Annotated in this window: 14 protein-coding genes and 1 tRNA gene; 3 read left to right on the top strand and 12 right to left on the bottom strand. The window is 70.1% G+C overall.

Features of this window, described 5'->3' with window-relative positions; translation table 11 throughout:
• Positions 1-3,732 (bottom strand): Rne/Rng family ribonuclease (locus NCCP_RS02640; RefSeq protein WP_149955504.1); only part of this gene is annotated, 3,732 nt, incomplete at its 3' end.
• A gap of 589 nt (positions 3,733-4,321) precedes the next feature.
• On the opposite strand from NCCP_RS02640, the gene NCCP_RS02635 reads away from it, so the two are divergent.
• Entirely contained in the window at positions 4,322-4,897 is a 576-nt protein-coding gene (locus tag NCCP_RS02635) for a vitamin K epoxide reductase family protein (RefSeq protein WP_149955554.1), read from the top strand.
• A 159-nt stretch (positions 4,898-5,056) separates the two neighbouring features.
• Positions 5,057-5,251, top strand: a complete 195-nt coding sequence (locus NCCP_RS02630) for a DUF2795 domain-containing protein (RefSeq protein ID WP_149955503.1) — start codon at positions 5,057-5,059, stop codon at positions 5,249-5,251.
• A gap of 218 nt (positions 5,252-5,469) precedes the next feature.
• Here NCCP_RS02630 and ndk read toward each other — a convergent pair whose 3' ends face one another.
• From ndk to NCCP_RS02605, 5 genes are all read right to left on the bottom strand, one after another.
• Entirely contained in the window at positions 5,470-5,886 is a 417-nt protein-coding gene (gene ndk / locus NCCP_RS02625; protein WP_149955502.1) for a nucleoside-diphosphate kinase, read from the bottom strand.
• Between the two features lie 121 nt (positions 5,887-6,007).
• Positions 6,008-6,445, bottom strand: coding sequence for a DUF4233 domain-containing protein (locus NCCP_RS02620; RefSeq protein ID WP_149955501.1), 438 nt, complete (start codon positions 6,443-6,445; stop codon positions 6,008-6,010).
• A gap of 8 nt (positions 6,446-6,453) precedes the next feature.
• Positions 6,454-7,812: a bifunctional folylpolyglutamate synthase/dihydrofolate synthase gene (locus NCCP_RS02615; protein WP_149955500.1), complete on the bottom strand. Its 1,359-nt coding sequence runs from the start codon at positions 7,810-7,812 to the stop codon at positions 6,454-6,456.
• Positions 7,809-11,093: an isoleucine--tRNA ligase gene (ileS, locus tag NCCP_RS02610; RefSeq protein ID WP_149955499.1), complete on the bottom strand. Its 3,285-nt coding sequence runs from the start codon at positions 11,091-11,093 to the stop codon at positions 7,809-7,811. Before ileS ends, NCCP_RS02615 begins: the two co-directional genes overlap by 4 nt.
• A 415-nt stretch (positions 11,094-11,508) precedes the next feature.
• Positions 11,509-12,282, bottom strand: a complete 774-nt coding sequence (locus NCCP_RS02605) for an SDR family oxidoreductase (protein ID WP_149955498.1) — start codon at positions 12,280-12,282, stop codon at positions 11,509-11,511.
• Positions 12,283-12,407: 125 nt separating this feature from the next.
• On the opposite strand from NCCP_RS02605, the gene valS reads away from it, so the two are divergent.
• Entirely contained in the window at positions 12,408-15,038 is a 2,631-nt protein-coding gene (valS, locus tag NCCP_RS02600) for a valine--tRNA ligase (RefSeq protein WP_149955497.1), read from the top strand.
• 501 nt (positions 15,039-15,539) lie between these two features.
• Here valS and NCCP_RS02595 read toward each other — a convergent pair.
• From NCCP_RS02595 to NCCP_RS02570, 6 genes are all read right to left on the bottom strand, one after another.
• Complete coding sequence (locus tag NCCP_RS02595; protein ID WP_149955496.1) at positions 15,540-16,154, bottom strand: mycothiol-dependent nitroreductase Rv2466c family protein; 615 nt, start codon at positions 16,152-16,154, stop codon at positions 15,540-15,542.
• 105 nt (positions 16,155-16,259) lie between these two features.
• Complete coding sequence (gene clpX, locus NCCP_RS02590; protein ID WP_149955495.1) at positions 16,260-17,549, bottom strand: ATP-dependent Clp protease ATP-binding subunit ClpX; 1,290 nt, start codon at positions 17,547-17,549, stop codon at positions 16,260-16,262.
• Positions 17,550-17,716: 167 nt separating this feature from the next.
• Positions 17,717-18,376: an ATP-dependent Clp protease proteolytic subunit gene (locus NCCP_RS02585; RefSeq protein WP_149955494.1), complete on the bottom strand. Its 660-nt coding sequence runs from the start codon at positions 18,374-18,376 to the stop codon at positions 17,717-17,719.
• A gap of 35 nt (positions 18,377-18,411) precedes the next feature.
• A complete protein-coding gene (locus NCCP_RS02580) occupies positions 18,412-19,008 on the bottom strand; it encodes an ATP-dependent Clp protease proteolytic subunit (RefSeq protein WP_149955553.1) in 597 nt (198 codons plus the stop codon).
• Positions 19,009-19,271: 263 nt separating this feature from the next.
• On the bottom strand, positions 19,272-20,642 hold the full coding sequence (gene tig, locus NCCP_RS02575) for a trigger factor (RefSeq protein ID WP_149955493.1): 1,371 nt from the start codon (positions 20,640-20,642) through the stop codon (positions 19,272-19,274).
• A 93-nt stretch (positions 20,643-20,735) separates the two neighbouring features.
• Positions 20,736-20,810: transfer RNA gene (locus NCCP_RS02570), tRNA-Pro, on the bottom strand.
• Between the last annotated feature and the right edge of the window lie 125 nt (positions 20,811-20,935).

Here is a 20,935-nt window from a genome sequence, read left to right as displayed (position 1 = left end):
GCCCCCGCCGGACCCCGCCGGCCCGGCCGGAGGCTCCGTGGCCGCAACGGCCGGGGCGGGACCGGCCACCGGGACTTCCGCCACGGCGTCCAGCGGTGCAGCTTCCACCGGCGCGGTTTCCACCGGCGCAGATTCGGCCGGCGCGGGGACGGCAGCCTCCGCTCCCCGCGCGGGGGCCGGAGCCATCGCCGGGGCGGAAGCGCGTCCGCGGCGGCGGCGGCGCGAGCGCCCCTCGCCGGATGGCCCCTCCCCGGCCGCGCCCTGCGGCGCCTCCGGCAAGGCGGCTTCCACCGCGGAAGCCTCCGGGGCTTCCGCAGCTTCCGGGGCTTCCGCAGCTTCCGGGGCCCTGGCTGCAGCCGGGGCCGCCACGGACTGGACGGGTGACGGGGAGGGGACCTCGGCAAACGCCGCGGTCAGGCTCTCCAGCGTCAGGTCCGGGGTCTGCGCCGGCGCGGACGCGCGGCGGCGGCGGCGCGAACGCGGCAGGGGCACTTCCTCGCCGGCAAGGGTGAGGACCTGCCCGGCACCGTCCACGGTGCCCTCTTCCAGGGCTCCGTCCTCCACGGCGCCGTCTTCCAGGGCCCCGCGCTCTTCGGCCCCAGCTTCCACCGGATGGCCGGCCGCGGCCGCGCCGTGGACGATCGCCGCTAGGGCGGCGTCGGCTGCCGCATGGACGCTGTCCCCGCGCTCGTGCTCGTGCTCGTGGGCGGCGTGGGCGGCGGCCGCGATCGTCGCGAACGCGGCACGGGCGGCGCTGGCCTTGGCCGCCTCCGGCGGCTCGGGCAGCTGCGCGACCACGGACTCCTGCTCCTTCTCCGGGCCGCGGCCGCGCTTGCGGCGCTCGCTTCGGGAGGCGGTGCGGTCGATGCGGTCGGTGCGCGGGGCAGCGTGCGGCTCGCCGTGGGAGGTGAAAGAGCGGCGGTGCTCGACGGGCTCGTCGTGGGTGATGAGGCCGCGGCCGTTGCAGGCCTCGCAGTTTTCGCTGAAGACCTCGAGCAGGCCGGTGCCCATGCGCTTGCGCGTCATCTGGACCAGGCCCAGCGAGGTGACCTCGGCGACCTGGTGCTTGGTCCGGTCGCGGCCCAGGCACTCCACCAGGCGGCGGAGGACCAGGTCGCGGTTGGACTCGAGCACCATGTCGATGAAGTCGATCACGATGATGCCGCCGATGTCGCGCAGGCGCAGCTGGCGGACAATCTCCTCGGCAGCCTCGAGGTTGTTCTTGGTGACGGTTTCCTCGAGGTTGCCGCCGCTGCCGGTGAACTTTCCGGTGTTGACGTCCACGACGGTCATCGCCTCGGTGCGGTCGATCACCAGCGATCCGCCCGAGGGCAGGAACACCTTGCGCTCCAGGGCCTTGTGGATCTGCTCGTCGATGCGGTTGGCCGCGAAGATGTCCTCCTCGCCCTCCCACTTTTCGAGACGGGAGACCAGGTCCGGGGCCACGTAGGTGACGTAGGCCTCGATGGTGTCCCAGGCCTCGTCGCCGGAGACGATCAGCTTGGAGAAGTCCTCATTGAAGACGTCGCGGACGACCTTGATGGTCAGGTCCGGCTCGCCGTAGAGCAGCTCCGGCGGCAGGGTCTTGGTGGAGGTCGACTTGCGTTCGATCTCCTCCCACTGGGCGCGCAGGCGGTTGATGTCGTTCATCAGCTCCTCTTCGGAGGCACCCTCGGCCGCAGTGCGCACGATCACGCCCGCGTTCTCCGGGAGGTGGTCCTTGAGGATCTTCTTGAGGCGGTTGCGCTCGACGTCGGGCAGCTTGCGGCTGATGCCGGTCATGGAACCGCCCGGCACGTAGACCAGGTAGCGGCCCGGCAGCGAGATCTGGCTGGTCAGGCGGGCGCCCTTGTGCCCGACCGGGTCCTTGGTAACCTGCACCAGGACCGAGTCCCCGGACTTCAGCGCGTGCTCGATGCGACGCGGCTGCCCGTCCAGGCCCGCAACGTCCCAGTTGACTTCGCCGGCGTAGAGGACGGCGTTGCGGCCGCGGCCGATGTCGACGAACGCGGCCTCCATGGACGGCAGCACGTTCTGGACCTTGCCGACGTAGACGTTGCCGATCAGCGAGTCCTGCTGGGTCTTCGAAACGAAGTGCTCGGCCAGGATTCCGTCTTCGAGGACGGCGATCTGGATGCGGTCCTCGCGCTGGCGCACGATCATCTGCCGGTCCACCGACTCGCGGCGCGCCAGGAACTCCGCCTCGGTGATGACCTGGCGGCGGCGGCCGGACTCGCGGGACTCGCGGCGGCGCTGCCGCTTGGCCTCGAGGCGGGTGGAACCCTTGACGGAGGCAACCTTGTTGGAGGGGACAACCTCGGGGCCGTTGGGCCGCGGGGCGCGCACGCGGGTGATCGTGTTGGGCGGATCGTCATCGTGGCCGCCGGTCAGTTCCAGGTCCGCATCCCCGCGGCGACGGCGGCGGCGGCGGCGGGAAACGACGCCGTCCTCCCCGACCAGGGGGGCTTCGGCAGGCTCCGCCGCGCCCTCGGTTTCCGTTTCGGCGCCTTCGCCACGGACGCGGCCGCGGGAGCGGCGGGCCCGCCGGGAACGGGAGCGGCCTTCGGCCTCCTCACCGGCCTCGTCCTCCTCCTCTTCCGGCTCCGCGGCACGGGCGGGGATGGCGCTGAGGTCGGGGGCGTGGAAGAGCACGGACAGCGGGTCCACCGGCAGCGCGAACGGGTTGCCGGCCGGGCCGGCGGGCTCGGAAGCGGCAGGGGCCGCGGCCTCGGCCGGAGCAGCCTCAGGGATTTCGCCCACCGGCGCCGCCCCAGAGACCTCAACCGCGGAGACCTCAACCGCGGCGGCATCAACTGCGACGGCCTCCACCGGGGCGGCCTCAACCGTCCCGCCAGCGGCGGAGCCGGCGGGGGATTCGGCAGCGGGGGATTCGGCAGCGACAGCCGCCTCGGCAGCCTTCTGCGCGGCAGTCTTGCGGGTGCGGGTGGTGGCAGGGGATGTGGCGGCGCGGCGGCGCGTGGCCTTCACCGGAGCCGCCACGGCCTCCACGGAATCGGCAGCGACGGCCTCGGCCGCAACCGGCTCAGGAGCGATGGTCGCGGAGGCGGTGGGGGAGGTCGTGGTGGCCGGGGACGTGGCGGCACGGCGGCGCGTGGCCTTGGCGGGAACTTCCACGGACTCCACGGAACCGGACGCAGCGGCGTCCTCCACCGCAGTCTCGTCCATGGGCCCGGCGGCAGCAACCGCAGCGGCTTCGGCAGCCTCGGCGGCCTTCTGCGCGGCAGTCTTGCGGGTGCGGGGCGCGCGGGTGGTGGTGGCGGCCGACGTGGCGGCACGGCGGCGCGTGGCCTTGGCCGGAGCCTCCACGGCCTCGGACCCGCCGGCTTCGGTGGAAACCGGTGCGGCGGCAGCGGCCTCCACGGCGGCGGCCAGCTCGGCGGCCACGACGGGCCCCTCCCCCACAACCTCGGGGACATCTCCCCCGGCGGCGGATTCGGCGGCTGCCGCCTCGGCGGCCTTCTGCGCGGCAGTCTTGCGGGTACGGGTCGCCGTCGTGCGGGTCCCGGACGCGGCGGCGCGGCGGCGCGTGGCCTTGGCGGGAGGCTCCGGAGCCTCTTCGGTGCCCACAGCCTCGGTGTTGACCGCCTCGGTGCCCACAGCCTCGGTGTTGACTGCCTCGGTGCCCACAGCCTCGGTGTTGACTGCCTCAGCGGCCGCCTCCGTGGCGGACTGGTCTTCGGTAAGGCCCTGTTCTTCGTTAATGGGGTCCATGGATAGCCATACTCCTACCCGGGAGGGACCCTCCACAGCGGGCCCTGCCGGTGCGTCAGTCGGGAAACGGGGCCTTGCGGCCTCCCGGTCCCCGGAAGTCGTTGTGCTATTCCCCAGGGGTGCACCGTCGTCGTGCGGTGCGGAACTCCCGAGGGAACCAGCGGCGCTCTTCCCGGCATGCCGCTTTCTGTTGCGGCGGCCGACGGCGGTTTTCGGCGGGGGCCGTTCTCGTCTGTCCCCGACCAATGCATCGCCGACGGGCCCGGAAGCCTGTCACTGGACCGGAAGCGGACTGTGGATCCACTAGCGGCCATGACCATTGTCTCACACGGCGGCAATTCGCCCCGGGCGGTCCCCGCGTGTCCCACCCCCAAAACGGCGGCATGATCCGGCGGACGCGCCCGGCGGCGAAGGCCGGCGCCGACGGCTCGCCCCGGTCCCGGCGCGCGCGGACCCGGTTCCGCGCCACCTAGACTCGAAGGCAAAGATCCGTCCCCGATCCTTCCAAGCCCGATCCTTCCAAGCCCGTTCCTTTCAAGGAGGTCCCGTGACCGTGACAGAGCACTCCCCCAGCACCTCGGGGCAGGGCATGGAGCAGCGGGACCGGGCTTTCGCCTGGCTGGTCGTGGTGACGGGCGTGGTGTCCTGGCTTGCCTCCGCCATCCTGGTCCTTGAGCGCCTGGCCCTTTACCGGGATGCCGGGCACACCACCAGCTGCGACATCAATCCCTGGGTCTCCTGCGGAACCGTCATGAAGTCCTGGCAGGCCTCGCTCTTCGGCTTCCCGAACCCGCTTATCGGGATCGTCGGCTTCGGGATCGTCGTCACCGTGGGGATGGCGCTGCTGGCCGGGGCGCGCTTCGCCCGCTGGTACTGGATCGGCTTCCAGGCCGGCATCACGCTGGCGTTCGCCTTTTGCGTCTGGCTCTGGTCCCAGGCGCTGTACCAGATCGGTGCGCTGTGCATCTACTGCATGGTGGTGTGGGCGATGGTCATTCCCCTCTTCGTCTACACGACGGTGCGGAACCTGCGCGCCGGGGTGATTCCGGCCGGTCCACGCGTGCGCGCCTTCGCCGCCGAATGGGCGTGGGTGGCGGCGGCCCTGCTGCTGGTGCTGGCCGCCGGTTCCGTATTCCTGCGGTTCATGAACGCCTTCCTGGGCTGACGCCGCCCGCCACCGGTTCGGCGCGGGCCCCGGCGCGGGCCCCCGCCGGGAGGCGTTCCTGTTGCTGCCCCGTATCCGCCGTGCCACACTGGCCGGGTGCGGCCGGCGCCGGCGGCGGCGGGCGAACTCTCAGGGAACGTCGAGCGCAGGAGTAAGGACATGGCAGACAAGCCGAACCCCATTGAACTGCAGAAGCATCTGGGCGGACTGGACTTCCCGGCCAGCAGGGAAGACATCGTCAAGAAGGCGGAAGAATCCGGAGCCGACGACGTCTCCCTTGAGGCCCTGCGCGGGCTGCCGGACCGGGAGTTCCAAAAGCCGACGGACATCACCGAGGCCGTCTTCAACGACTAGCGCCCTTCCAGAGGCGGCACCTTTCAACAGGCGGCACCTCTCACCAGTCCGCGCTGCCGGCACGCCGCTTCCGGGTGCACCCGGCCGGGCCCGGGCCCAAAATCCGCCCAAAAGAATCCGGGCAAGAGAATTTGGCCAAGAGAATTTGGCCAAAAAGGCCGGCGGCGCGGCGGCGCCTTCCTTCGAAGGTGCCACCGCGCCGCTGGCCTCAGGGCAGGCTAGGCGAACCAAATGCCGATCTCGCGTTCGGCGGACTCGGCCGAGTCGGAGCCGTGGACCAGGTTCTGCTGGACCTTCACTCCCCAGTCGCGGCCGAAGTCCCCGCGGATGGTGCCCGGGGCGGCGATGGTCGGGTCGGTGGTGCCGGCCAGGGAGCGGAAGCCCTCGATGACCCGGTGGCCCTCGAATACGGCGGCCACGACGGGGCCGGAGAGCATGAACTCGACCAGGGGCTCGTAGAACGGCTTGCCGACGTGCTCCTCATAGTGCTTCTCCAGCAGCTCGCGGCTGGCCTCCACCTGCTTCAACTCGGCCAGCCGGTAGCCCTTGGCCTCGATGCGGGACAGGATGGTGCCGGTGAGTCCGCGCTGCACGCCGTCCGGCTTGACCAGGACAAGGGTCCGTTCGATGGACACGGGGATGCCTCCTTCATGGGGGTCGTTTTCTGGTTCCGAGTCTAGCCGCCACGGTCCCCGCCGCGAACGAAGCGAGCGGCGGGGACCGGCGGGGGCTGGAGGGCCGGCGCGGCCGGGGGCGTCAGGCGCCCTGCTCCGGGTGGGCTACTTCCCATTCGGCCTGCAGCCGGTCGCGTTCGGCGTTCTCCCGGTCCATCGCGCGGCCCTTGGTGACCGCGTACCACCAGGTGGCGGTGAACAGGGCCGCGATGAGGAACATGGTCGGCTCGATGAAGCCGATCAGGAACAGTGCCCCCTGGATGCCCCAGCCGATCCAGTAGCCCAGCGGCTTGGTCAGCAGGGCGCAGGCCAGGATGCACACCACGGCGAGCCCAATCCCGACGCCCAGGGTCAGCGGCCCCGGGATGTCCTTGCGCAGCCCGTAGACGGTCAGCGCCGCGAAGAACACCAGGAATGCCTCCAGCGTCAGCACCGTCGAGGCGAACATGGTGCGGATCGAGCGCCGCTTCTTCTTCATGCCCGGGCGCCATTCGCGCTGGGCCCTGGTCAGTCGTGCCATCGGTGTCCCTACTTTCCGAGCAGCGTGCGGGCCTCGGCCACCAAGGTGATGGAGCCGGTGACGAGGATGCCCCCGCCGAAGTCGTCGGTCGCGTCGGCCCGGCCGGCGGCCCAGTCCAGGGCGTCGTCGAGCTTTTCCGTCACATACATGTCCGCCTCCGGGAAGCCGGCCTCCAGCGCCAGTTCCGCCAGCTCGCCGGCCGGGATCGCCCGCGGCGAGGTGGACTGGGTCAGGCAGATGTCCTCGACCAGGTCCCTGTATTGGGTGCGCAGTTCGGCGAGCATCGCCGGGGCGTCCTTCTCCCCCAGGATGCCCACCACCAGGACCAGCTTGCTGAAACCGAACGTCTCCTTCAGCGCCTCGGCGCTGACGCGGATCCCGTCCGGGTTGTGCCCGGCGTCGACGACCACGGTCGGCGAGGTGCGCACCACCTCGAGGCGGCCGGGGCTGGAGGCGCTGGCGAAGCCCTCGCGCACCACGTCGGCGTCCAGCTGCTTCTCCCCGCCGCCGATGAACGCCTCGACCGCAGCCAGCGCGACGGCGGCGTTCTGGGCCTGGTGGGCCCCGTGCAACGGCAGCGCGATGTCCGTGTAGCGGCCGGCGAGGCCGTTGAGGACCAGCTGCTGGCCTCCCACGGCCAGCGTGCGGGCCTCGACGCCGAACTCCACGCCCTGGAAACGGAACGGGACCCCGACCTCGCGGGCCCTCTCCAGCAGCACATCCGCCGCCCCGGCCGGCTGCGCGGCGCTGACCAGGAAGCCGCCGGGCTTGATGATCCCGGCCTTCTCCCAGGCGATGTCCTCGACCGTGTCGCCCAGCAGGTCGGTGTGGTCCAGCGAAATCGGGGTGACCACGCTGACGGTGCCGTCGCCGACGTTGGTGGCATCGGTGATCCCGCCCAAACCCACCTCCATGATGGCCACGTCCACCGGCTCGTCGGCGAAGACCGCGAAGGCGAGGACGGTGACGGCCTCGAAGTAGGTCAGCCGGTTCTCCCCGCGGGCCTCCAGCTCGCCGTCCACGATCTGCAGGTACGGGCGGATCTCGTCCCAGATCCGCACGAACGTCTCGTCCGGGCAGGGCTCGCCGTCGATGCTGATGCGCTCGGTGACCCTGGCCAGGTGCGGGCTGGTGTAGCGGCCGGTCCGCAGCCCGTGGGCGCCCAGCAGCGACTCGATCATCCGCGCCGTGGAGGTCTTCCCGTTGGTTCCGGTGATGTGGATGATCGGGTACGCCTTGTTCGGCTCTCCGAGCACCTCCATCGCCCGGCGCATCGGCTCCATGCGGGGCTCGATCTTGTTTTCGGGAGCGCGGCCCAGCAGCTCGGCGTAAACGCTCTCCACGGAGAACTCGTCGAAGCCGCTCATGCCTGGGCCTCCGTCACGGCCGCGGCGGCCACGGTAACCACCGGTTCGGCGGCGTCCGGAACCACCTCGAGCACCAGGTCCACGGTGAGGGTTTCGCCCTTGAGCAGTTCGGCGTTGGCCCGCAGGGCCTCCACGGTGGCTTCGTCGGCCGCGATCACGGTGCGGATGCGGTCCCCCACGGTGAGGTTGGCGTCCTTGCGGGCCTGCTGCACGGCGCGGACCATGTCCCGGGCGGTACCCTCGGCCTCGAGCTCGGCGGTGACCTCGGTGTCCAGCACGACGAACCCGCCGCCGGGCAGGACGGCCGCAGCCATGGAGGCGCCTTCGCCGTGCTCCTCGACGACGGTTTCCAGCGTGTACTCGTGCGGCTCCAGCGGCAGCCCTCCGGAGACGACGGTCCCGTCGGCCTCCACCGACCAGTCCCCGGACTTGGAGCCCTTGATGGCCTGCTGCACGCCCTTGCCCAGGCGCGGGCCGGCGGCGCGGGCGTTGACCACCAGCTTCTGGCTGATGCCGAACTCGCCGGCGTCCGCCTCGGAAGCATCCAGCAGGGTCACCCCGCGCAGGTTCAGCTCCTCGGCGATGATCGCCGCGTAGGTGCCTTCCAGGTCCCGGGCGCCCCCGGCCACCACGGTCAGCCCGTTCAGCGGCAGGCGCACGCGCAGGTTGGCGCCCTTGCGCAGGGAGGAGCCGACCGAGCAGATGCGGCGGGTGGCCTCCATGCGGGCCACCAGGTCCGCGTCGCGCGGGAAGAGCCCGGCGTCCGGCCAGTCGGCCAGGTGCACGGAGCGCCCGCCGGTCAGTCCGCGCCAGATCTCCTCGGTGGCCAGTGGCAGCAGCGGGGCGGCCACGCGGCACAGGGCTTCGAGGCAGGTGTAGAGGACGTCGAAGGCCTCGGTGTTCTCGTCGAAGAAACGCTGGCGGGAACGGCGGACGTACCAGTTGGTCAGCGTGTCCATGTACTGGCGCACGGCCTCGCAGGCGTCGGAGATCTCATACGCGTCGAACGCGGCGGTGGCCTCGCGGACCAGGTCGCCGGTGGCGGCGAGCATGTAGCGGTCCAGCGGGTCGGCGGCGTCGTGGCACAGCTTCGCGTCGTAGCCGGCGCCGCCGTTGGCCGCGTTGGTGTAGAGGCTGAAGAAGTGCCACACGTTCCACATGGGCAGCAGCACCTGCCGCACGCCCTCGCGGATGCCCTGCTCGGTAACCACCAGGTTGCCGCCGCGCAGGATCGGGGAGGCCATCAGGAACCAGCGCATGGCGTCGGAGCCGTCGCGGTCCAGGACCTCGTTGACGTCCGGGTAGTTGCGCAGCGACTTGGACATCTTCTGCCCGTCGGAGCCGAGCACGATGCCGTGGCTGATGACGTTGCGGAATGCCGGCCGGTCGAAGAGCGCGGTGGCCAGGATGTGCATGGTGTAGAACCAGCCGCGGGTCTGGCCGATGTACTCGACGATGAAGTCCGCCGGGTTGTGCCCGTCGAACCAGTCCTTGTTCTCCATCGGGTAGTGCACCTGGGCGTAGGGCATCGACCCGGAGTCGAACCAGACGTCCAGCACGTCCTCGACGCGGCGCATCATGGACTGTCCGGTGGGGTCGTCCGGGTTGGGACGGACCAGTTCGTCGATGAACGGACGGTGCAGGTCCACCTCGCCGGCGTGGTTGCGCGGCAGCGTGCCGAAGGCGGCCTCGATCTCCGCCAGGGAGCCGTAGACCTCCCGGCGCGGATACTCCGGGTTATCCGATTCCCAGACCGGGATCGGGGAGCCCCAGAAGCGGTTGCGGCTGATGGACCAGTCGCGCGCGTTCTCCAGCCACTTGCCGAACTGGCCGTCCTTGACGTTGCCCGGGATCCAGTTGATCTCCTGGTTCAGCTCCAGCATGCGGTCCTTGATCCGGGTGACCTCGACGTACCAGGAGGAGACGGCGCGGTAGATCAGCGGGGTGCGGCAGCGCCAGCAGTGCGGGTAGGAGTGCTCGTAGCTGGCCGTGCGGACCAGCCGGGCGTCGGCCTTGAGGAGGTTGGTGATGGTCCTGTTCGCCTCGAAGACCTGCACGCCGGCGATCTCCGCCAGCGGCCCGTCGGCGAACAGCGGCAGGAACCTGGCGCCCTCGTCGACGGAGAGGATCACGGGGATGCCGTTGGCCTCGCAGACCTTCTGGTCGTCCTCGCCGTAGGCCGGGGCCTGGTGGACGATGCCGGTGCCGTCGGTGGTGGTGACGTAATCGGCCACCACGATCCGCCAGGCGTTCTGCATGCCCCACTTCTCGGCGTCGGCGAACGTGTCCCAGAGCGGCTCGTAGGAGATGCCCTCCAGCTCGGAGCCCCGGAAGGTGGCCTCGACCGCTGCGGCCGCCGCGGCGGCGTCGTCGTACCCGAGGTCCTTCGCGTAGGGGGCCAGCAGGTCCGAGGCGAGCAGGAAGCGCCCGGAGGCCGCGGAGGCCTTGACCCCGTGGGGGCCGGCCGGGACGACGACGTAGGCCACCTCGGGCCCGACGGCGAGGGCGGCGTTGGTCGGCAGGGTCCAGGGGGTGGTGGTCCAGGCCAGCGCCTGCACGCCGGCGAGCGCCCGGGAGATTTCGGTTTCCCCGGCCAGCAGCGGGAAGGTGACCGTGACGGTCTGGTCCTGGCGGTTCTTGTAGACGTCGTCGTCCATGCGCAGCTCGTGGTTGGACAGCGGGGTCTCGTCCTTCCAGCAGTACGGAAGCACGCGGAAGCCCTGGTAGGTCAGGCCCTTCTCGTGCAGCTGCTTGAAGGCCCAGATGACCGATTCCATGTACTCGACGTTGAGCGTCTTGTAGTCGTTCTCGAAGTCCACCCAGCGGGCCTGGCGGGTGACGTAGGCCTGCCATTCGTGGGTGTACTTGAGCACGGACTCGCGGCAGGCGTCGTTGAACTTGTCGATGCCCATGGCCATGATCTGGTTCTTGTCCGTCATGCCCAGCTGCTTCATGGCCTCAAGCTCGGCGGGCAGGCCGTGGGTGTCCCAGCCGAAGCGGCGTTCCACCTTGTGGCCGCGCTGGGTCTGGTAGCGGGCGACGAGGTCCTTGACGTAGCCGGTGAGCAGGTGTCCGTAGTGCGGCAGGCCGTTGGCGAAGGGCGGGCCGTCGTAGAAGACGAACTCGTTGGCACCGCCCTCGGCGTCGCGGCCGTCGATGGAGGCCTGGAAGGTGCCGTCGGCGTCCCAGTACTTCAGGACGCGTTCCTCGATCTCGGGGAAGCGGGGGGAGGCGGGCGTGGCGCCCTGCGGGTCGGTGGAGGCCTTGGGGTAGGTGGTCATCGGCGGCACAGTCCTGGCGTGGTCGGCGTCCGCGGGGAACGCCTGGTCCTGGCACGGGGACGGAGATCCCGGCTCTCTGTCGCCGGGCACCGCGGTACCACCCCGTTTGCATGGGCCCGTCCGGACCGCTGCGCCGTGTCGTGGACCCGGGCTGCGCCGGCCCCGCCGGTGTCCCGGCAGGTCCGTGGTCGGGCGGCCATGCCGCTCGTTGTCTGCTGTGACGGGCATACCCGTCCGGTTCTACTGGGCCCGCGGGACGGCGGTCCGTGCGGCAGTGCCGCGCGGTGGCGCGGGGTTTCCGCGCGCCGCCCCATGGGCTTTTCTTCCGGAGGCTCGCCGGTGATGGCCGGGTCGACGCCGTTGCCCCCAAGTCTAACCGACCCGGACGGGCATCGGGTGTCCCGGCCAGGGGCGGTCAGGCGTTCCGGATGACCTTGTGGGCGGCGGCCTGCGCCACCGGGCGCATCACGATCTCGTCCAGGTTCACGTGGTGCGGCAGGGTCACCGCATAGGCAACGACGTCGGCCACGTCCCCTGCGGTGAGCGGCTTGGCGACGCCGGCGTATACCTTCTCCGCCGCGTCGGGGTCCCCGAGCCGGTTCAGGGCGAACTCCTCGGTCTGCACCAGTCCGGGCAGGACCTCAATGACGCGCAGGTTGTGGCCCACCTCCTCCAGGCGCAGCGCCTGGGTCATGCCGCGCTCGGCGAACTTGGCCGCGTTGTAGCCGCCGCCGCCCTCGTAGCTGACGATCGCCGCGGTCGAGGTCAGGTTCAGCACCGTGCCCTCCCCGTGCGCGCGCAGCATCGGCAGGAAGGCGCGGGTGACCTTCATGGTCCCGATCACGTTGACCCGGTACATCCATTCCCAGTCCTCGGTCCTGGCCTCGCCCACGGGGTCCGCTCCGCGGGCCCCGCCGGCGATGTTCACCAGCGTGTCGATCCCCCCGCCCGCGGTGACGTGCGCGAGCAGGCGCTCGACGTCGCCGTCCTCGGTGATGTCGGCGGCGACCGCAACCGCCCCGGTCTCCGCGGCCAGCGCCTCCAGGCGGGCGGCGCGGCGGGCGACGGCGTAGACGGTCCAGCCGCGGGCCCGCAGGGCCCGGACGGTGGCCTCGCCGATGCCGGTGGAGGCCCCGGTGACGACGGCGGAATGGGCGGAGGCGGAGAGGGCGGAAGTCGCGGAAGTCATGGGTCAACCCTAGTCCGGCCGTCCGGGACCCGGCGGCACCCGCCACCGGGCATTCCGCGGGCGCGCCGGGGCCGTGTTGTCCCCAACGGCCCCTGGCGGGCCTGCCCCGTGGAAGAATGGAGCCCATGGCTGAACAGATCCCGGGCACAGACACGCCCGCAACCGTCAACGTTCCCGACAAGCCGGCGCTGGAGGGTCTGGAGGAGACCCTCAGCGCCCGCTGGCGCACCGAGGGGACCTACAAGTTCAACGCGGACACCACGCGCGAGCAGGTCTACTCCATCGACACTCCCCCGCCGACGGCGTCCGGCTCCCTGCACGTGGGACACATGTTCTCCTACACGCAGACCGACGTGCTGGCCCGCTACCAGCGGATGACGGGCAAGAACGTCTTCTACCCGATGGGGTGGGACGACAACGGCCTGCCGACCGAGCGCCGCGTGCAGAACTTCTACGGCGTGCGCTGCGATCCGAAGGTCGCCTACGATCCCGGCTACCGGCCCCCGGCCGCCCCGGCGAAGAACCAGCGGGACTGGGACGTGGTTTCCCGGCGCAACTTCATCGAGCTCTGCGAGCAGCTCGCCGTCGAGGACGAGAAGGTCTTCGAGCACCTGTTCAGCACCCTGGGCCTGTCCGTGGACTGGGACATGACCTACCGGACCATCGACGACACCTCCCGCGCGGTCTCCCAGCGCGCCTTCCTGGCCAACCTGGCCTCCGGCGACGCCTACATGGCCGAGGCCCCCACGCTGTGGGACGTCACGTTCCGCACCGCGGTGGCCCAGGCCGAGCTGGAGGACCGGGAAATGCCCGGCGCCTACTACCGCTACCCGTTCTTCGCCGAGGACGGCACGAAGGTCTTCATCGAGACCACCCGGCCGGAGCTGCTGCCCGCGTGCGCGGGCCTGGTGGCGAACCCGGACGACGAGCGCTACAAGCCGCTGTTCGGCAAGAAGGTGACCTCCCCGCTGTTCGGCGTCGAGGTCCAGGTGCACCCGCACCCGCTGGCCAAGCCGGACAAGGGCTCGGGCATCGCGATGGTCTGCACCTTCGGGGACCTGACCGACGTCACGTGGTGGCGCGAGCTGCAGCTGCCCACCCGCGCGATCATCGGCCGCGACGGCCGCCTGCTTGGGGAGACCCCGGAGTGGATCGACACCGCCGAGGGCGCCGCCGCATACGCCGAGGTGGCGGGCAAGACCGCGTTCTCCGCCAAGGAGGCCGTGGCGAAGATGCTCGCCGAGGCGGGCCTGCTCGATGGAGAGCCGAAGAAGATCACCCACCCGGTCAACTTCTTCGAGAAGGGCGACAAGCCCCTTGAAGTGGTCACCTCCCGCCAGTGGTACATCCGCAACGGCGGCCGCGACGAGGAGCGCCGCGCCCGCCTGATCCGCCGCGGCCAGGAGATCGACTTCCACCCGGCGTTCATGCGCAGCCGCTACGAGAACTGGATTTCCGGCCTCAACGGCGACTGGCTGGTGTCCCGCCAGCGCTTCTTCGGCGTGCCGGTCCCGGTCTGGTACCCGCTGGATGCCTCCGGGGAGCCGGACTACGACAACCCGCTGCTGCCCTCCGACGGGCAGCTGCCCGTGGACCCGGCCGCCGACGCTCCGGCCGGCTACGACGAGTCCCAGCGCGGCGTGCCCGGCGGCTTCATCGGCGACGCGGACGTGCTGGACACCTGGGCGACCTCCTCGCTGACCCCGCAGATCGTGGGCCGCTGGAGCCGCGACGAGGACTTCTACGCGAAGGTGTTCCCCTTCGACCTGCGCCCGCAGGGCCACGACATCATCCGCACCTGGCTCTTCTCCACCGCCGTGCGCGCCGATGCCCTGCACGGCACCGCCCCGTGGAAGCACGCGGCGATCTCCGGCTGGATCCTGGACCCGGACCGCAAGAAGATGTCCAAGTCCAAGGGCAACGTGGTGGTGCCCACCGACGTGCTCAACGAGTTCGGCGCGGACGCGGTGCGCTACTGGGCCGCCTCGGCCAAGCTGGGGGCGGACACCGCCTACGAGATCGCCCAGATGAAGATTGGCCGCCGCCTGGCGATCAAGCTGCTCAACGCCTCCAAGTTCGTGCTCAACCTCGGCGCCACCGAGGCCAACGTGCTGGCCGGGGACGCGTCCGTGGTCACCAACGGGCTGGACAAGTCGCTGCTGGCCCGCCTGGAGCAGGTGGTCGGGGAGGCGACGCGCGCCTTCGAGGCCTATGACTACGCCCGCGCCCTGTCCATCGCGGAATCGTTCTTCTGGTCCTTCACGGACGACTACGTGGAGCTGGTCAAGGACCGCGCCTACGGTGCCCGCGGCGAGGCCGAGCAGGCCTCCGTGCTCGCGGCCCTGGCCACCACGCTGGACTCGGTGCTGCGCCTGTTCGCCCCGTTCCTGCCTTTCGCCACCGAAGAGGTCTGGGGCTGGTGGCGTTCCGGGTCCGTGCACCGCGCCGCCTGGCCGACGGCGGAAAACCTGGCCGGCGCCGTCGAGGGTGCCGACACCGAGGTGCTTCCGACGGTCGGACTGGCCCTGGGCGGCATCCGCAAGGCAAAGTCCGAGGCGAAGGTGAAGCAGCGCACCGAGGTGCTCACCGGGGTGGTGACCGCGCCCGAGGCGCAGCTGGCCCGGCTCCGCGAGGGCCTCGGCGACCTGCTCGCCGCCGGCAACGCCCGCGACCTGGTCCTGGTGGCCGGGGAGGGCGAGCTGGCGGTGGCCGAGGTCGAGCTGGCCCCGGCCGAGGAGCCTGCGCCCCAGGCCTAGCGCTGCCGCGCGTCCCCTCGCAGGGAGGCGGGCACACTGCGAGGCCGCCCCACAGGAAGGCCGCCACACCCCGTCGGGTGTGGCGGCCTCCGCCGTCTGTCCCCGGAGGCGGGCCCTCGCGGGAAAGGCGTTAAAAGAAGGGTGCGTTAAAGAGGGGAAGCCCCTTCGGCGTTTTGCCGTCGGAGGGGCTTCGACTCATCTTGGCTAGTTGGCAACGATGACTACCAACCGAACGAAATCCATTTCAGTCAGGTCTTACCGCCTCGTTGCTGGCGGCCGGTCCGGGGAGGAAGTCCCGTTTCCGTCACTGAAGATTTGGCTTTCGTCCCCGCATCTTGTGGGGATGCGTACTGATAGTGTGCGCCTCCGCCACGGGCCGCACAAGCCCCTTGGCGAATGCTGTGCCCCAGGCCAGCGCAGGGGCGCTCCCCTTGTGGGAGGGCCCTCTTGACCGCCTGAGGCATGGCTTCCGGGCACGCGTTCCCGGAAGCCGGGGCAGGATCAGCCCAGGTCGAAGACCGGACGCTCCGTGCGGGTGCGCTTGATCTCGAAGAAGTGCGGGTACTGGGCCAGCGCGACGGCGCCGTCGAAGATCCTTCCGGCGTCCTCGCCGGTGGGGACCCGCGTGATGACCGGGCCGAAGAAGGCGGTGCCGTTGAGGGAGACGATCGGCGTGCCCACGTCCTCGCCCACCTGGGAGATGCCTTTTTCGTGGCTGGCGCGCAGTGCGCCGTCGTGGGCGTCCGTCTCCGCCGCGGCCGCCAGGCCGGCGGGCAGGCCAACGGCCTCAAGGGCGCGGGCGATGACCTCGCTGCGGTCGGCGACCCCGTCCTGGTGCAGGAGTGTGCCCATCGCCGTGTAGAGCTGCCCGATGACCCCGTCGCCGTGCTCCGCGGCGGCCGCGGTGACCACGCGCACCGGCCCCCAGCTCTGGTCCATCATCTCGCGGTACTCCTCCGGCAGGTCCCGGCCCTCGTTCAGCACGGACAGGCTCATCACATGCCACTTGATGTCGATGGGGCGGACTTTTTCCACCTCGAGGATCCAACGCGACGTCACCCAGGCAAACGGGCAGATGGGGTCGAACCAGAAATCGACGCGGGTGGATTCGGACACGGGGCCTCCTGGGCTGGTAGGGGTGGAACCGTGCAGGGCGCGGGGGACGCGGCTTCCCGCACGGGGCGTATCGGGAAAGACTGGAGGTGCCGGGCGGAAGGGGTTCTAGGCCGACTTGGTCCGGCGCTTGTCACGGACCTCGTGGGAAATCAGGGTGGGCGGAGCGCCGCCGGTGACCACCTCGGAGGTGATGACCACCTCGGCGACGTCGTCGCGGCCGGGGAGTTCGAACATCACCGGGCCCAGGACCTCTTCGAGAATGGCCCGCAGGCCGCGGGCCCCGGTGCCCCGGTCGAGCGCGAGGTCGGCGATGGCTTCCAGGGCGTCGGGCTCGAAGGCCAGGTCCACCCCGTCGATGCGGAACATCTTCTGGTACTGCTTCACCAGGGCGTTCCGGGGCTCGGTCAGGATCTGGATCAGGGCCGGGCGGTCAAGGTTCTCGACGGTGGTGATCACCGGCAGGCGGCCGATGAACTCGGGGATCAGGCCGAACTTGAGCAGGTCCTCCGGGCGCACGTCGCCGTAGGAGACCGCGTCGCTGCGCAGCGCGGTGAGGGGCGCGCCGAACCCGATGCCCTTGCGGCCCGCCCGGGATCCGATGATCTCTTCCAGGCCCGCAAACGCGCCGGCCACAATGAACAGCACGTTGGTGGTGTCGATCTGGATGAACTCCTGGTGCGGATGCTTGCGCCCGCCCTGCGGCGGAACGGAGGCGACCGTGCCCTCCAGGATCTTCAGCAGCGCCTGCTGGACGCCCTCGCCGGAAACATCGCGGGTGATCGAGGGGTTCTCGCTCTTGCGTGAGATCTTGTCGATCTCGTCAATGTAGATGATGCCCTGCTCGGCCTTCTTGACGTCGTAGTCGGCGGCCTGGATGAGCTTGAGGAGGATGTTCTCCACGTCCTCGCCGACGTATCCGGCCTCGGTCAGCGCGGTGGCGTCGGCCACGGCAAACGGGACGTTGAGGCGGCGGGCCAGGGTCTGGGCGAGGTAGGTCTTACCGCAGCCCGTGGGTCCGATCAGCAGGATGTTGGACTTGGCGACCTCGACCTCGTCCAGCGGGTGGGAGTCGCCGAGGCTGCCGGTCTTCGGCCCGTGGCCGGCCTGGATGCGCTTGTAGTGGTTGTACACGGCCACCGCGAGCGAACGCTTGGCGCCCTCCTGCCCGATCACGTACTCCTGCAGGAAATCGAAGATCTCGCGGGGCTTGGGCAGCTCGAACTCCGCGCCCTCCTCGACCTCGGCGAGCTCCTCGTCGATGATCTCGTTGCACAGTTCGATGCATTCCGTGCAGATGTAGACCCCGGGGCCGGCGATCAGCTTGCGAACCTGCTTCTGGCTCTTGCCGCAAAAGGAACACTTGAGCAGATCCGAGCTTTCACCCATGCGTGCCATCGTGTCCGACCCCTTTATCTGGTGCTTGGTGCGTGGCCCGGTACCGGCCCGGGCCACATGACTTTCTTCCCACTGTAGGCCAGATGGCTGACAGTTTCCCGAGACGGAGGGCCGGCGGCACGTTCGGTGCCGGCCGGCCACCCGTCGCGGGCCCGGTACGGGCCGGGCTAGCTGGAAATGGCCTGCGGCTTCATCTTGCGCGGCACGAGGACCTCGTCGATGAGCCCGTAGGACTTGGCGTCCTCGGCCGTCATGTACAGGTCCCGCTCAATGTCCTGGCCGACCTGCTCCGGGCTGCGGTTGCTGTGGCCCGCGAGCGTGGTCTCCAGCCAGGTGCGCATGCGCATGACTTCCTCGGCCTGGATCTGCAGGTCGGTGGCCGTGCCGCGCTCTCCGCCGCCCATGGCCGGCTGGTGGATCAGCACGCGCGCGTTCGGCAGCGCCAGGCGCTTGCCCGGCGCGCCGGCGGAGAGCAGCACCGCGGCGGCGCTGGCGGCCTGGCCCAGGCACACCGTCTGCACCTCCGGGCGGATGAACTGCATGGTGTCGTAGATGGCCGTCATGGCCGTGAAGGAGCCGCCCGGGGAGTTGATGTAGAGCGTGATGTCGCGCTCCGGGTCCATCGACTCCAGGACCAGCAGCTGCGCCATGACGTCGTCGGCGGAGGCGTCGTCCACCTGGGCGCCGAGGAAAACGATGCGGTCCTCGAAGAGCTTGGCGTACGGGTCCTGGCGCTTGAAGCCGTAGGGGGTGCGCTCCTCGAACTGCGGCAGCACGTAGCGGGAGCTGGGCATCTGGCCGGCGGTGCCGGAGGGGGTGAAGTTCATCGTGTCTCCTGGGAATCTGTGCTCTGGACCGTGGGCTACTTGGCGGCGACGCCGCCGCCGCCGGACACGGTGCCCGAGTTCTGGGCGATGTGGTCGAAGAAGCCGTACTCCAGGCCCTCGGTGGCGGTGAACCACTTGTCGCGCTCGTTATCGCGCAGGATGGTGTCCACGGTCTGGCCCGTCTGCTCGGCCGTCAACTCGGACATGACCTTCTTCATGTGCAGGATCAGTTCCGCCTGGATGCGGATGTCGGAGGCGGTGCCGCCGATGCCGCCGGAGGGCTGGTGCATCAGGATGCGGGCGTTGGGGGTCGCGTAGCGCTTGCCCTTGGTGCCCGAGGAGAGCAGGAACTGGCCCATCGAGGCGGCCAGGCCGGTGGCGACGGTCACGACGTCGTTCGGGATGTACTGCATCGTGTCGTAGATGGCCATGCCGGCGGTGATGGATCCGCCCGGGGAGTTGATGTAGAGGTAGATGTCCTTCTCCGGGTCCTCCGCGGAAAGCAGGAGCAACTGGGAGCAGATCGCGTTGGCGTTCGAATCGGCAACCTCGGAACCCAACCAAATGATGCGCTCCTTCAGGAGCCGGTTGTAGATGTAGTCCTCGCGGCTGGCCGGGTCGACCGACGCCATCGTGGGGGTGCGGGATTCATGGGACATGCTTCGAATACCTCTCCGTGGTGCCTTGTTCCGCGGACCGTCGGCCTGCGGCTTTCAAGCGCTCTTTCTGCAGATGAGACTACTGCCTGACACGCGCCGCCGGGGGCGCGACGTTCGGCTGTTCGCTGACGGCGCATACCCCGCGCCCCCTGTCACCGGGCGCTTAAACGGCTGCGGGGCCGCCCCGAAGGACGGCCCCGCAGCGGACGCGGCCTGTGCGGCGCCGCGCCGGGTGGCTACTCGGCCGACGCCGCCGAAGCGGAGGAGGCCGAAGAAGCGGAGGAGGCGGAGGACACCGAAGAGGCGGACTCGCCGGCCGGGCGCACGAAGGTGCTCAGGTCGACTTCCTTGCCCTCGGTGTCGGTGACCTTGGCCAGCTCCAGGACCTTGGCCAGCGCCTTGCGGCGGCGCACCTCGCCGACGATCATCGGAACCTGGCCGGCGCCGTCGAGCATCTGCGCGAACTGGTTGGGGTCCATGCCGTACTGGCCGGCGGTCTGGACGATGTAGTCGATGAGCTCGGACTGGGCGACGCCGATCTCCTCCTTCTCGGCAACGGCGTCGAGGATGACCTCGTTGCGGAAGGCGTTCTCGGTGTTTTCCTTGACCTCGGCGCGGTGCTCCTCGGTGTCGTGCTCGCCCTCGCCGTGGCCGCCCTGCTCGAAGTGCTGCTCGACCTGCTCGGTGACGATCGATTCCGGAACCGGAACCTCGACCAGTCCGACGAGCTTCTCCAGCACCTTGTCGCGGGCCTGGACGCCCTGCTCCGTCAGCTTGTCGGCGGCGGCCTGCCTGGCCAGGTCCTCGCGCAGCTCGGCGATGGTGTCGAACTCGGAAGCCAGCTGGGCGAAGTCGTCGTTGGCCTCGGGCAGCTCGCGCTCCTTGACGGCGGTGACGACGACCTTGACCTGGGCGTCCTGGCCGGCGTGCTCGCCGCCGGCCAGCTTGGTCTCGAACGTGGCGTCCTCGCCGGCGGACAGCCCGGCGACGGCCTCGTCCAGGCCCTCAAGCATGGTGCCGGAGCCGACCTGGTAGGACAGGCCCTGGGCGGCGTCGATCTCCTCGCCGTCGATGGAGGCCGTCAGGTCCAGGGTGATGAAGTCGCCCTCGGCAGCCGGGCGCTCGACGGACTTCAGCGTGCCGAAGCGGCCGCGCAGGTCCTCAAGGGCCTTCTCGACGTCCTCGTCGGAGGCTTCCACGGCGTCAACGGTAACCTCGAGGCCGGCGTAGTCCGGCAGCTCGATGGACGGACGGATGTCGACCTCGACCTGGAAGGCCAGCTGGCCCTCGCCCTCGGCGGCCTCGGCGGCGGGGACCTCGGTGATCTCCACCTCGGGGCGGGACAGCGGGATGATGTCCGCTTCGGCGACGGCCTTTTGGTAGAAGCCGTTCAGGCCCTCGTTGATGGCGGTCTCCAGAACGTAGCCGCGGCCAACGCGCTGGTCGATCAGGCGGTTGGGAACCTTGCCCTTGCGGAAGCCCGGGACCTGGATCTGGCCGGCGATGGTCTTGTAGGCCGCGTCGATACCCGGCTTCAGTTCCTCGAAGGGAACCTCGACAGTGAGCTTGACCCGGGTCGGGGTGAGGTTTTCGACGGCGCTCTTCACGGCGTAGTTCTCCTGAATTGTCTGAATCGTTGACAGTCTGGACGGCACCCCGCCAAAACCGAAACGACCTGTGGCAAGGGTTTTCATTCAGAGTCGGGGTGACAGGATTTGAACCTGCGACCTCACGCTCCCAAAGCGCGCGCTCTAGCCAAGCTGAGCTACACCCCGAATTAGTGCAGGTGCCAGTGTATGCAAAACCCGGCCCCAACGACTAATCATCCGCGCAATTTCCGCCCCGCGCGCCCTTCCGGCGCCGCTAAACCCTGCCGGACGTGCCGGAATTTGCCCGCGCT

Origin of the sequence: Zafaria cholistanensis (assembly GCF_008580665.1) — a bacterium.
Classification (GTDB): domain Bacteria; phylum Actinomycetota; class Actinomycetes; order Actinomycetales; family Micrococcaceae; genus Zafaria; species Zafaria cholistanensis.
The sequence above is the reverse complement of the archived record's forward strand: the minus strand, read 5'-3'. Positions and strand labels throughout refer to the sequence as shown.